Here is a 13,334-nt window from a genome sequence, read left to right as displayed (position 1 = left end):
TATGACAGAAAAAAAGATAATACTTACCGACTTAGATGGAACTTTTGTAATGGACTCACATTCAGTTCAAAAGGCTGATTTAAAGGCCTTTTCCGAATTGAAAGAAAGCTATATTTTGGGCATTGCAACGGGACGGTCTATTAAAGAAATAAATTATTTAGAGCAAGAAAATAATCTTAGGGCGGATATAAAAATTGGATTCAATGGATCGACAATTACTGGATTTGGTGGAGAAGTCCTAGTTGATGAGCCTTTGCAAAGAAAAGATCTAGATGACATCCTAAGTTATCTGAAGACAAACCATGTGATTTTTGATGCCTTAGATGGAATCAGTCGAGTTGGTTCGTATAAGGCTACAGATACTAAACGATTATGGGGCATGAATTTAATAACTTTAGATGATCCATTTGAAACAGTTTCAAACATGAAAGTATATAAGATAAATGCTCGACCCGGTAATCGATTTAATAAAGTTTTTGCAGAATTAAAGAAGATGTTTCCTAAACTTTCTATTTATGAGGGAGGAACACAACAGCGAATTGAAATTTCTGCACAAGGGTGTTCTAAGGGAACCGCAGTTGATGCAATTCGTGAACGTTACAATCGTGAGATTATTGTTGTGGGAGATTCAGGAAATGATACCCCAATGTTTGAGAGGGCTGATTTGTCTTTTTGTATCTCACATGCTAATGAAGAAGTGAAGAGTAAGGCAGATAATTATATTGATAATTTTTCTGACTTAACAAAATATTTAAATCCAAATGAGGTAAGATAATTGTTCAAATTATTTGGTAAAAGTAAAGATGATCAAGCCCTAATGGCTATTGGTAATGGTCAGGTTATCGACTTATCAGAAGTTGAAGACCCTGTATTTAGTCAAAAAATGATGGGAGATGGCTATGGCTTTCGACCTGAAGACGGTAAATTTTATTCTCCAGTTTCTGGAACAATTTCAATGGTACCTGAGACAAAACATGGGATTGGAATCTCAACAACTGATGGTTTAGAGTTACTAATTCACATGGGTATTGATACAGTTGAACTAAAAGGTTCACCGTTTGAAATTTTGGTAAAAGAAGGCGACACTGTTAAAATAGGCGATCCAATCGCAATCATGGACCTTAATCAAGTTGAGGATGCTGGTAAGAAAACTACTACGATGGTGATTATCACTAATAGTGATAACTTAAAATTATCAGCTAAATCTTCAACAGGTACTAAGAAGGTTGGGGAGTTAGCCGCCACAATAGTTAAGGATTGAATAGTTTAGAATAAATAGGAGTCCAAATAAAAAATTTGGACTCCTATTTAACGTGTTTGTTATATCAATTTTCAATTGAAACTTCTCAGTATAATAACGTTGATGATTACCTAAGATATTGAAAAGTATGCCTTCACAAAGATTCAATAAATATTCGGATTTAAGAAAGATGAAAATTTTTCTAATAAAATTGGTTTGTGATATAGTAGTAATATTATTATTACATGGCGGTGAAGAATATGTTAATGAATAGAGTAGTCGGTGGTGCTGGCGATATGTTTGACGCTAAACCAGCCGAATTTAAAGATAATTTATATTTAGCTGTCAACGGTGCTTGGCAAGAAAAAGCGAAAATTCCAGCCGATAAGTCACGTACTGGTGGATTCACAGATCTCGATCAAGATGTTGAAAAGAAAATGATGGAAGTCTTTCACGACTTTGCGACAGATGAAACTAAAATCAATGATGACTTGATGTTGCAGGCAATCAAATTGTATCGTTTGGCCAATAATGTTGATCATTTGAGTAAGTTCCATCAACAACCAATTTTGAAAGATATGCAACGCATTAGTGATTTGAATAGTTTGCAAGATCTAAGTGACAATATGGCTCAATTGTCCAAGGATGGTTTTTCATTGCCAATCGATGGATCAGTCGACGCCGATATGAAAAATACCGCCAAGAATGCTTTATATATCGGTGGTGCGGGATTGATTTTGCCAGACAAGTCTTACTATGCTGAAGATAATGAATCAGGTAAGCAACTGTTAGCTAAATATGGTGAAGTTGCCGGAAGATTGTTATCGATGATTGGTTATAAGTTAGATGACGCTAAAGATATTGTTGAAAAAGCTTTAGCATTTGATAAGTCCTTAGTTCCGATCGTCAAGAGTTCTGAAGAATGGGCCGACTATACTAAGTCCTATAACCCAATGAAGTTCACTGACTTTGTAACAAAATCAGACAAGCTTGACTTGAAGAGCTTGGTAGTTGGTTTAATTAATGACACGCCAGAACAAGTTATCATTACTGAACCAAGATATTTAGACAACTTAGATAAACTCGTTAATGACGATACTTTTGAAAATATTAAAGCTTGGATGATGGTCAGATTCTTGACTGGCAACGCTTCGATTTTGGATGAAGAATTCCGTCAAACGATTGGTGAATATCAATTGGCTCAAAGTGGTGCTAAAGAACTACAAAATCGGACCAAGTATGCTTATCACTTGTCTTCAGGTATGTTCAGTGAAGTTGTCGGTGTTTTTTATGGTCAAAAGTACTTTGGTGAAAAGGCCAAAGCTGACGTTAAAAGTATGGTAGAAAAGATGATCTCTATCTATGAACAGCGCTTAAGTGACAACGCTTGGTTGAGTGAAGATACCAAGAAGAAAGCCATCGTGAAGTTGGATAAGATCGTCATCAAAGTTGGTTATCCTGACAAGATCCAAGATATTTATCGCAAATTTGAGATTAATGAAAATGATTCATTATATGATAATATTGTTCGCTTGAGAAGATTGATCGTTCAAGATTCCTTAGATCAATATCACAAACCAGTTGATCGAACAAAGTGGTTGATGCCAGGACATATGGTCAATGCTTGTTATGATCCATCCAGAAATGACATCACCTTCCCAGCAGCTATCTTGCAAGCTCCATTCTATAGTTTGCAACAAACAAATAGCCAAAACTTCGGTGGAATTGGTGCCGTAATTGCTCATGAGATCTCCCACGCCTTTGATAACAATGGAGCTCAATTCGATGAATACGGTAATATGAATAACTGGTGGACTAAAGAAGACTATGCTAAGTTCAAAGATCTTACCAAGAAGATGATCGATGAATTCGATGGCATTCCTTATGCTGGCAGTAAAGTTAACGGAACCTTAGTTGTTAGTGAAAATGTTGCTGACGTTGGAGGATTGCGTTGTGCCTTGGAAGCTGCTAAACAAGATAGTGACTTTGATGTCAAAGCCTTCTTTACTAATTGGGCAAAAGTTTGGAGAAATAAGTCAACTAAGCAATTGACCGAAATGTTCCTTTCAATCGATGTTCACTCACCAGCTCCATTGCGTGCTAATGTGATGGCTCAAAACATGGATGAATTTTATCCTGCTTTTGATGTTAAACCAGGCGATGGTATGTGGTTAGACGAAGATAAACGTGTAAATATTTGGTAAAAATAAATTTTTAGAAGTCTGATTTGTGAATTCAATTAGGCTTCTTTTTTTGGAATTTTTTTATTATTTTTTGCGATGGACTCGCTTTTTTATATAATAGATATTAATGAGGAAAGGTGAGAACAATGGCATATATTGAAGTAAGAAATGAATCGAAACGTTATCAGATGGGAGAAACCACGATCATTGCCAACGACAAGTTGACCTTTGACGTAGATCAAGGCAAATTGACCGTGATCTTAGGCCCTAGTGGAGCTGGTAAATCAACGGTGCTCAATATTTTAGGTGGTATGGATACGCCAACTGATGGACAAGTCATCATTGATGGAACTGATATTGCAAAATTTTCCGAGCGTGAATTGACTACATATCGGCGCAATGATGTCGGCTTTATTTTTCAATTTTACAATTTGATTCCTAATCTAACGACCAAAGAAAATGTTGAACTGGCTTCAGCTATCGTGCCTGATGCCTTAGATGCTAGTGAAATTTTGACAGCAGTTGGCTTAAAACAGCGGATCGATAACTTTCCATCCCAATTGTCGGGTGGGGAACAGCAACGAGTAGCTATTGCTAGAGCTTTAGCCAAGAATCCCAAACTATTGTTGTGCGATGAACCAACAGGCGCACTCGATTATGAAACAGGTAAGCAAGTATTAACGCTGTTACAAAAAGCAAGTCACGATGATGATAAAACCGTCATTATTATTACTCATAACTCCGAATTGGCTAAGATGGCTGACCGGGTGATTCGAATCCACGATGCTAAAGTGCAGTCAATTACCGACAATCCCACGCCTACTCCAGTCCAGGATATCGAATGGTAGGTGAAAAAAATGAGTCCATTAACAAAAAATATGTGGCAAGACGTGAGAAAGTCTAAGGGACGATTTATCGCCATTATCTTGATCATCATGCTAGGTGTCCTGATTTTCGTTGGTGTGAAAGCAGCTGGCCCTAGTTTGAATGATTCTTTGGATAAAACTGTCAGTCAAAAAAACCTCTCCGATATTCAAGTCCTCTCAACAACTGGATTTACTAAGAAAGATATCGATCTTGCGAAAGAGGTTTCCGGTGCTCAAGTAGAAACTACGAAATTTAAGTATGTAATTGGTGGAAAAAGTAAAGTTGCCGTGGCCTTGTACGGTTATTCTGCTAAATCGAAACAAAACCAGCTGATTATGAAGAGTGGTCGCTTGCCAAAGAATGACAATGAGATCGTCTTAGATAAACGGGCCCAATCGAAGTATGGTTATAAATTGAATCAGCAATTTAAATTTGCAAATAATTCTGGCTTAAGTCAAAAATCATACAAGATAGTCGGTTTTGCAGATTCGCCACAGTACATCGATAATCAATCTCGAGGAACGACCAATATTTCAGATGGACAAGTTCAATTGTTTGCCTATATTCCGGCTAAACAAATGAACTTGTCAGTTGCCACAATGCTCAACGTTCGTTTTCCAAGTTTAAAGAAAGAAAATACCTTCAACGACAATTACAAAGACGATGTTGATCATAAGTTGAGTTTATTGAAGAAGAAATTTAAAAATCGGGCTCAACAACGAACTGAAGAACTGTCAGCTAGTTATTTAACGACCTTGAATCAGCAACAAAAACAACTTGATCAATTGAAACAGCTGAATCCGCAAATGGCTAGTCAGCAACAGGCACAATTGGATGCTGCTAAAGCAAAGATTCTTAAGCAATCAAAGACTAATTATACTTGGCAAACACGATCTGATTTGCCAGGATTTTCGGCCTATGGTGAAAGTTCTGATCGAATCGCTGCCATCGCTAATGTTTTCCCAGTCTTTTTCTTCCTGATTGCTGCTTTAATAACCTTCACAACGATTACTAGAATGGTTGAGGAAGCTAGAGGCGAGATTGGGACGTTCAAAGCACTCGGTTATACCAAATGGGAAATTTCACGTAATTATTATTACTATGCAATTTCAGCTGGCGTTATAGGAGCTCTTTTAGGAGCCGTAATCGGTAATGAAACTTTGCCAAGAATCGTTTTAGCACTCTATAAGCAGTATATTGATCTCAATTGGGTAGTTGAATTGCAATGGTGGGTCATTCTGATTGCCTTGATTTTCTCGTTGCTGGCTACTTTGGGTGCAGCAGTTATCGTGGTCCGTCGTGAACTAATTGAAGGTCCGGCTGCTTTAATGAGACCTAAGGCACCGAAATCAGCAAAGAAAATTTTGTTAGAACGCATCAAACCGCTTTGGAACCGATTGAGTTTTAATAGTAAAGTCAGTTATCGAAATCTCTTTCGTTTCAAGTCCCGAATGTTTATGACGATTATCGGTATTGCTGGTGGTACTGCTTTGATCCTAACTGGTTTTGGAATTCAAAACTCGATTGGAGCCAGCGGTGACCAGCAATATAGCGATATTTTCAAATATCAAGCCATTGTGAAGTTAAACGATCAAGCCAAATTGACCAAAGTTACGAAAGTTTTACAAGCTGATCAACAATATCAGAATAGTCTGGCAATTAACTCGACAACGGTCAACCTTGATAAAGGCAGTCAAAAAGTCAATGATGTCAACCTTTATACCCCAACTTCAGTTGACAAATTCAAGAAATATGTTCATCTGGATAATAGTTTAAAACAAAAGGACGTAATTTTATCCGAGAAGACGGCGCAACTATTAAAGGTTCAAAAAGGCGATACGATTACTGTCAAAACTACGGCTGGTAAAAAGGTCCAACTAAAAGTCGGTGCCATCACAGAAAACTTTATCGGTCATTTCTTATATTTGAGTCCAAAAACTTACCAAGAAAAGTTTGGTCAAAAGGCTACAACTAATACATTGCTGCTGAAATTGAAGTCCCAGACTTCTAAAGAGCGAACACATTTGGCCAATCAATTATTAGCAACCGGTGAGGTTATGGGGACTAGCTATACGCACGATGTTTTGAGTACCGTCTCAAAGATGTCATCATCCTTGAAACCAATTATTTTGATTTTCGTCCTCTTATCGGGAATCCTGTCGTTTGTCGTTTTATATAACTTGACGAATATCAACGTTTCAGAAAGAATTAGAGAGCTTTCGACAATTAAAGTTTTAGGGTTTTATAATAATGAGGTAACGATGTATATTGTTCGTGAAAACATTATTTTGACGATCGTCGGGATTATTGTTGGTTATTTGGTCGGTAATTTATTGACCGCCTATATTCTGCAACAAGCCGCGACAGAACAAGTCATTTTCCCATTAACGATCCATCTGTTGGGATATTTGATAGCTACTTTATTGATGATAATTTTCACAGCTATTGTTATGCTAGTAACACACAAGAAACTGCAGCATATCGATATGATCGGCGCATTGAAATCTAATGAATGATTGAGGTATTAAGATGGATTTAGAAAATAAAAAAATTCTAATAATCGGTGGCACTTCAGGCTTTGGAAAAGAAGTCGCTATTATGGCTAAGCATAAAGAATCTGACGTTTATGTCATCGGCCGTGATCAAGAGCGAGTTAATAAATTAAGATATGACGATAATATTCAAGGCAGCTCATTAGATGCTCAAGATGAAAAACAATTGGAACATTTCTTTGAAAAATATGGTTCTTTCGATCACATTATTTCGATGTTAGGTGGTGCAATGGGCGGTGGCTTTTTGAATAATTCGGTCGCTGATATTCGCAAAGCTATCGATGATAAGTTCTTCGCTAATTTGCAATTAGTTCAAATTGCCAGCAAACATTTACGTAACCATGGTTCAATTATTCTAACTTCTGGTTCAGGTGGCCATCCCTATGATGCTTCTGGAGCTATTATTGGTAATCAAGCTATCAATACCATGGTGCAGGGAGTGGCTGTCGAATTAGCTCCTAATTATCGTATCAATGCAGTCTCACCAACGTGGACCCCAACTGGTTTGTGGAGAGCGATGGACTCAGAGCAATTGGCTCAACAACAAACCAATGTGGCTGAAAATGTTCCTTTAGGACGCGTGGCAAAAATCGAAGAAGTAGCGTCAGCTTATGTTTATTTAATGGAAAACGATTTTATCACAGGTCAGGTCTTAAGAGTTGACGGTGGTGTTGACCTTTAGGAGTTGGCTGGCAGTTATTTAAATAGAGGTGAAAGAAATGCCTGTAGAGACGGAAAAACATTATCGTATCGGTGATTTTTCAGAATTAGTTGGTCTGAATAGTCCCACTTTGCGCTATTACGAAAAAGAAGGACTGATCAGACCTCATCGAACTGATAGTGGAGTACGTTATTACACCGATCAAGACGCTAAATGGGTTCGATTCTTGTTACATCTGAAGAGTACCGGGATGACTATTGAGCAGTTGAAACGATATGTTAAATTGCGTGCCCAAGGCGATTCAACTATAAATCAACGGATCGAGCTTTTAGAAGAAGTCCGTCGTAACTTCGAAGTTGAATTTCAACAACTTCAAGACAGTTGGACTGTTTTGAATGATAAATTAGACTGGTACAAAGGTAAGGAAAATGGACATATCGAAGATAGTGAACAATTCTCCGATTACCTGCAGAGCTTGAATCATAGTTACTTAGAAGATCGTTAATAAGCGTGATAAATAGATATTACGCTTAAAAATTAAAACACTTTTTCATGTAATAGAGCGGCAACTCAAAATCGAGTTGCCGCTCTATTTTTACATTAAGCAAAAGAAACGATGTTTTTATTCCAAATTTATGCCCCAGTTTCAATTCTTTTGATTATTAACTTGACTTAAAGTTGACTTTAAGTTGTTTAATGTATTTATCGAAGCAAGGAGGAATTGATTATGGTAAAACAAACGGCAGGACGCAACGCACTTGGAGAGTTTGCTCCACAATTTGCAGCTTTAAATGACGATGTATTGTTTGGAGAAGTTTGGAGTAAGGAATCTGAACTTTCGGCACATGATCGTTCGCTCATCACGATTGCCAGTATTATTTCAGCCGGAAACTTGGAACAATTAGATGCACATTTAAAAATAGGCAAGAAAAATGGTATCACGAAAGAAGAAATTGTCGCTGAAATTACACACTTAGCATTTTATGCTGGTTGGCCTAAAGCTTGGAGCGCCTTCAATCGTGCTAAGGAAATTTGTAAGGATGAAAAATAGTATGGTAAAAAATGAAAATTTAAAAACTGACGGAGTTTTTGCCACTGGAGAAAAAAACGATGCCTATGCGCAATACTTCATCGGGCAAAGCTATTTACAAAATTTAGTTAGTCACGAAGACAATATTGATTTTGGGATTGGTAATGTTACTTTTGAACCTGGTTGTCGCAACGATTGGCATATTCATCACGATGGTTATCAAATTTTACTAGTTACTGGTGGAAACGGTTGGTATCAAGAATGGGGCAAACCAGCTCAATTATTGAAAAAGGGCGATGTTGTGGTCATTAAGGAGGGCGTTAAACACTGGCATGGAGCTACGAAAGATAGTTGGTTCAGTCATGTTGCCATTACTAAAGGTAAATCAGAATGGCTTGAAAAGGTTACTGACGAAGATTACGACCAACTACAGGCCTAAATTTTCAAAACTATTTTTGTAAAGTTTCTTAACTTAGACTGTGAAAACAGTCTATTTTTTTTACAGTAAATTTACAGAAAATAGATTATATATAAACATTCCAATCCCATACTATAACCAATGATTTATTTGGAGGTATCGGATAATGTCTACAACTTTAACAAATATTACTAAAAGTTATGATTCAGAAAAAAACGTTTTAAATGATGTAAATGCTGAAATTGAAACTGGGGAATTCTTCGTGATCGTTGGACCATCAGGATGCGGTAAGAGTACGCTCTTGCGGATGATCGCTGGTTTAACGCCAATCAGTGGCGGTGAGATTAGAATTGATGACAAATTGGTTAACGATTTACCACCCAAGGATCGTAATCTCACGATGGTTTTCCAAAGCTATGCTTTATTCCCATTCTTAAGCGTTTGGGATAACGTTGCCTTTGGACTCAAGGCTCGTAAGAACAACTCTCAAGATGAGATTGATTCTCGAGTTAATGAAGCACTCAAGATGGTTAATTTGGAAGATTTGAAAGACCGTAAACCTCGAGAACTATCTGGTGGACAAAGACAGCGAGTTGCATTAGCCCGTGCTGTGGCCAGTGATGCCAAGATTTGTTTGATGGATGAGCCATTGTCTAACCTTGACGCTCAATTACGAATCAAAATGCGCCAAGAAATCTACGCTTTACAAAGAAAATTAGGCTTAACCTTGATCTATGTTACTCACGATCAAGTTGAAGCTATGACGATGGCCGATCACATCATGGTCTTGCATGACTCAAAAGTACAACAGATTGGTACACCGACTGAAATCTACAAGCATCCCGCTAACGAATTTGTTGCCAGCTTCTTTGGAATTCCACCAATCAACATTCTACCTGCCAGTCGGATTGCTGACGGTCGCATTAACGTTAACAATGACTTTGAATTGCAGATCGATCAACAAGTTCCCAAGGATAACTTTACAGTTGGTATTAGACCTAATGAAATGATGATTGAACACGCCGAAGAATTGGACGCTAATGCCTCGGTTAGAACCGTTGAATTTTTGGGCGATGAGAAGATCGTCTATGCCAAGATGAACAATAATAATATGGAAGTTGCCATCATTGTACCAAGTGAAGCTGATTATAAAGCTTATGACATGATCAAAGTAACTGCTTCGGGTCATGCTTTGGTATTCAATAGTGATGGTGTCAATATCACTAAAAGTGAGGAGGAAGTAGTCAATGCTTAAAACCTCTACAGATGATGTCATTTCAGAAAAGAAAGCTGTTAAAGCTAAACGTCACAGTTTTCGTTTGAATGCTAAAGATAATTACTATGCGCTTATTTTTCTTGGACCATCATTATTGATCTTAGGATTATTCGTATTTTATCCGATGTTTAAAACACTTTATATTAGTCTCTTTTTGACCAATACCTTGGGTAAAACAACGGTCTATGTTGGTTTGGGAAACTATGTCAATTTAATCTCTTCACCAGACTTTATATCTAGTATGGTAGTAACTTTGGCCTATGTTGTGGGGGTAACTTTCTTCACCGTGGCGTTAGGTCTGTTATTAGCCCATCTAGCTAGTCAAAAGTTAGCGGGAATTGCCATTTTTAGAACTTTGTATTCTCTTACCATGGGTGTCTCCGTCTCAGTTGCTGCCATCTTCTGGCTCTTTATTTTCAACCCATCGACTGGTTTCTTTGCCTTAATGAGTAGCTGGTTGAACTTACCAGCTGTCAACTGGCTAACCGATCCAAATAGTGCAATGTGGGCCGTTATTATCACAACCGTCTGGATGAATCTGGGCTTTACGTTCCTAATTCTACTAGGGGCAATGCAGTCTGTTCCAAGTACATTGTATGAAGCTGCCGATGTTGAAGGAGCTTCTAGCAATTTCCAATTTTTCCACATTACGGTTCCCATGATCTCACCAACTCTGTTCTTCGTTTCAACGATTACGATCATTGAGGCCTTCAAGAGTTTTGGTTTGATCGACTTGATTACTAAAGGTGGTCCTACTAACGCCACTAATATGCTAGTTTATCGAATTTACAAAGATGCCTTTTATAGTGGCAACTATGCTAAATCTAGTGCAGAAGCAATTATTTTAACGATTATTATTGCCTTCTTCACCTTGCTCCAATTCAAATTCCTTGAGAAGAGGGTGAACTATTAATGGAAAGTTTTGACGAGCGTGCAGCTTTAAAAAAAGTTTTTGATTATATTTTGTTGATCGTATTGGCAGTCATTATCCTAGCGCCATTCTTTATTGGAATCTGGACTAGTTTCTTGCCAACAATGGATATTGCAAAAGGTAATCTATTTTCAACTGATATTTCTTTGAATAACTATGTGGCAGCCTTCACTAAAACACCAATTTTGCGTTACTTGGCTAATACAGTGGTGATTGCGACAGTAACAATGTTTACCCAATTACTATTTTGTTCAATGAGTGCTTATGCCTTTGTTTTCTTAAAATTCCGTTTTAGAAAATTATTGTTCACTCTCTTTTTAGTAACGATGATGCTTCCTTTTGAAGCTGAAATCATTCCTAACTTTGCGACAATCAAGCACATGGGACTCTTGGATAATTATGGTGCTTTGATCATTCCATTTTTGACTTCAGCTTTCGGGACTTTCATGTTACGTCAATCTTTCATGCAAACTCCAGCTGAATTAAAGGAAGCGTCAGATATTGAAGGTTTGAATCACTTCCAATTTTATTGGCACATTGTTTTACCTTACAACAAGATCAGTATGATCACATTAGGTGCTTATAGTTTTCTAGGCGCCTGGAACCAATATCTCTGGCCAATGTTGACCACTTTTAGTAACAACTCGCGAGTTATTCAAAATGGACTGAGACAATTGCAATCCGAAGAGACTTTCAACGACTGGGGAATGATTCAAGCTAGTGCAGCAATCATCGTTATCCCGACGATCATTGTCTTATTTATCGGACAGCATTACTTTAGGTCAGGAATGAACGAGGGGGCTGTTAAGTAATTATGAAATATAAAAAATTAGTTGTACCATTAATTTTAGTTTTAGGAATTGCCTTTGTAGCATTGTTTGGCAGATCCCTTTCTGCTAAGTCAGCTGTCAAAGATAATCGAACACAGATCGTTTTCTGGCATGAGATGGGTGGACCTTCTGAACAAGCTCTACAGCAAGTAGTTGACGGTTTTAACAAGTCACAGAATAAATATAAAGTAGTTCCAAAATATCAAGGAACATACGATGAAGCGATTCAAAAAATCCTACAAACTCACAATACAAGCACTTCACCAGCTGTATTCCAAGCGTTTGATATTTCCACAGCGCAAATGATTCACAGTGGCTATATAACTCCAGTTCAGAACTTCATTGATGCTGATCATTACGATGTTAATAAGATCTCATCAGTAGCTCGAGCTTTTTATTCTAACGATGGTAAGCAACAAGCAATGCCATTCAATACTTCTCAACCGGTACTATATTACAATGCTTCATTGTTGAAAAAGTATGGAATTACTCCACCACCAGTTTCGCCAAGCTATTCTGATATCACACGTGTTGCCCAACAGTTATATGAAAAATCAGGCCACAAAGTTAAAGGAATGACGGTTCAAGTTTACGGTTGGTTCTTGGAACAAGCTTTAGCAAATGCTAACCGTCAGTTAGCTAATAACAATGATGGTCACACGGGTAATCCAACAAAAGTTAATATTAATAACCCTGATACAGTTGAATTTTTGAATTGGATCAAGCAAAATATCAAGTCAGGCGACTTTCTGGACTATGGTTCAGGTGCCAGTGCCGGTGCTAACCAAACCGCCGGTTTCCTAGCTGATAAAGTTGGTATTTTCATTCAATCTTCAGCAAGTATCGGTCAATTGACAACTAATAATAAAAGTGAACTTGGTATTACTTACTTCCCACATCCAGATGGCAAAAAAGCCAACGGTGTTGCCATTGGTGGAGCAGCCTTATGGATTTCAAATGATAAGCCTAAAGACGTTCAACAAGGTGCCTTTGAATTTATCAAGTATAGTTTAAGACCAGATGTTCAAGCTCAATGGCAAAAGGCTACCGGTTATTTAGCTTTAAATAAGGACTCACAAAAAACTTCGATTCTAAAGGATCTTTATGCAAAGAGTCCTGAAGCCAAAGTTCCCGGTCAACAACTAGCGACTGCAAAACCCAACTTCTCTAATTCAGGTATTTTGATGGAAGGGATGCAGCTAACACGTCAATTGGAAGAGGTAGCAATGGAAACTGTTTATAATGGTGGCGACATCAATTCAGCTTTGAATACTGCCGATAAGAATATTAATGAAAATTTAAGTCAATTGAATAAGGCCAATGGCTATTGACAATCAAAAAACCAA

The 13,334-nt window shown here is 37.6% G+C and carries 13 protein-coding genes; all 13 read left to right on the top strand.

Annotated elements, in window-relative coordinates:
* Window position 1: 1 nt before the first annotated feature.
* Window positions 2–775: an HAD-IIB family hydrolase gene (locus tag ACYT32_RS04030; RefSeq protein ID WP_395264586.1), complete on the top strand. Its 774-nt coding sequence runs from the start codon at window positions 2–4 to the stop codon at window positions 773–775.
* Window positions 776–1,261, top strand: a complete 486-nt coding sequence (locus ACYT32_RS04025) for a PTS sugar transporter subunit IIA (RefSeq protein WP_395264587.1) — start codon at window positions 776–778, stop codon at window positions 1,259–1,261. It begins immediately after the preceding gene.
* A 239-nt stretch (window positions 1,262–1,500) separates the two neighbouring features.
* Window positions 1,501–3,444 carry a M13 family metallopeptidase gene (locus tag ACYT32_RS04020; RefSeq protein WP_395264588.1) on the top strand — a complete coding sequence of 648 codons (1,944 nt, stop codon included), beginning with the start codon at window positions 1,501–1,503 and terminating at the stop codon, window positions 3,442–3,444.
* Window positions 3,445–3,569: 125 nt separating this feature from the next.
* A complete protein-coding gene (locus tag ACYT32_RS04015; protein WP_395264589.1) occupies window positions 3,570–4,271 on the top strand; it encodes an ABC transporter ATP-binding protein in 702 nt (233 codons plus the stop codon).
* 9 nt (window positions 4,272–4,280) lie between these two features.
* Window positions 4,281–6,806, top strand: coding sequence for an ABC transporter permease (locus ACYT32_RS04010; protein WP_395264590.1), 2,526 nt, complete (start codon window positions 4,281–4,283; stop codon window positions 6,804–6,806).
* A 13-nt stretch (window positions 6,807–6,819) separates the two neighbouring features.
* Complete coding sequence (locus ACYT32_RS04005; protein WP_395264591.1) at window positions 6,820–7,524, top strand: SDR family oxidoreductase; 705 nt, start codon at window positions 6,820–6,822, stop codon at window positions 7,522–7,524.
* 37 nt (window positions 7,525–7,561) lie between these two features.
* Window positions 7,562–8,008, top strand: a complete 447-nt coding sequence (locus ACYT32_RS04000) for a MerR family transcriptional regulator (protein ID WP_395264593.1) — start codon at window positions 7,562–7,564, stop codon at window positions 8,006–8,008.
* A gap of 222 nt (window positions 8,009–8,230) precedes the next feature.
* Complete coding sequence (locus ACYT32_RS03995) at window positions 8,231–8,554, top strand: carboxymuconolactone decarboxylase family protein (RefSeq protein WP_395264594.1); 324 nt, start codon at window positions 8,231–8,233, stop codon at window positions 8,552–8,554.
* A 1-nt stretch (window position 8,555) separates the two neighbouring features.
* Entirely contained in the window at window positions 8,556–8,972 is a 417-nt protein-coding gene (locus ACYT32_RS03990; protein WP_395264595.1) for a cupin domain-containing protein, read from the top strand.
* Window positions 8,973–9,117: 145 nt separating this feature from the next.
* Window positions 9,118–10,206 (top strand): ABC transporter ATP-binding protein, encoded by a 1,089-nt coding sequence (locus ACYT32_RS03985; protein ID WP_395264596.1) that lies wholly within the window; start codon window positions 9,118–9,120, stop codon window positions 10,204–10,206.
* Window positions 10,199–11,140: a carbohydrate ABC transporter permease gene (locus ACYT32_RS03980; protein ID WP_395264598.1), complete on the top strand. Its 942-nt coding sequence runs from the start codon at window positions 10,199–10,201 to the stop codon at window positions 11,138–11,140. The genes ACYT32_RS03985 and ACYT32_RS03980 overlap by 8 nt, the downstream gene beginning before the upstream one ends.
* On the top strand, window positions 11,140–11,970 hold the full coding sequence (locus tag ACYT32_RS03975) for a carbohydrate ABC transporter permease (RefSeq protein WP_395264599.1): 831 nt from the start codon (window positions 11,140–11,142) through the stop codon (window positions 11,968–11,970). The genes ACYT32_RS03980 and ACYT32_RS03975 overlap by 1 nt, the downstream gene beginning before the upstream one ends.
* A 2-nt stretch (window positions 11,971–11,972) precedes the next feature.
* Window positions 11,973–13,319, top strand: coding sequence for an ABC transporter substrate-binding protein (locus tag ACYT32_RS03970; protein ID WP_395264600.1), 1,347 nt, complete (start codon window positions 11,973–11,975; stop codon window positions 13,317–13,319).
* Window positions 13,320–13,334: the final 15 nt, after the last annotated feature.

Source organism: Companilactobacillus sp. FL22-3 (assembly GCF_054881455.1).
The sequence above is the reverse complement of the archived record's forward strand: the minus strand, read 5'-3'. Positions and strand labels throughout refer to the sequence as shown.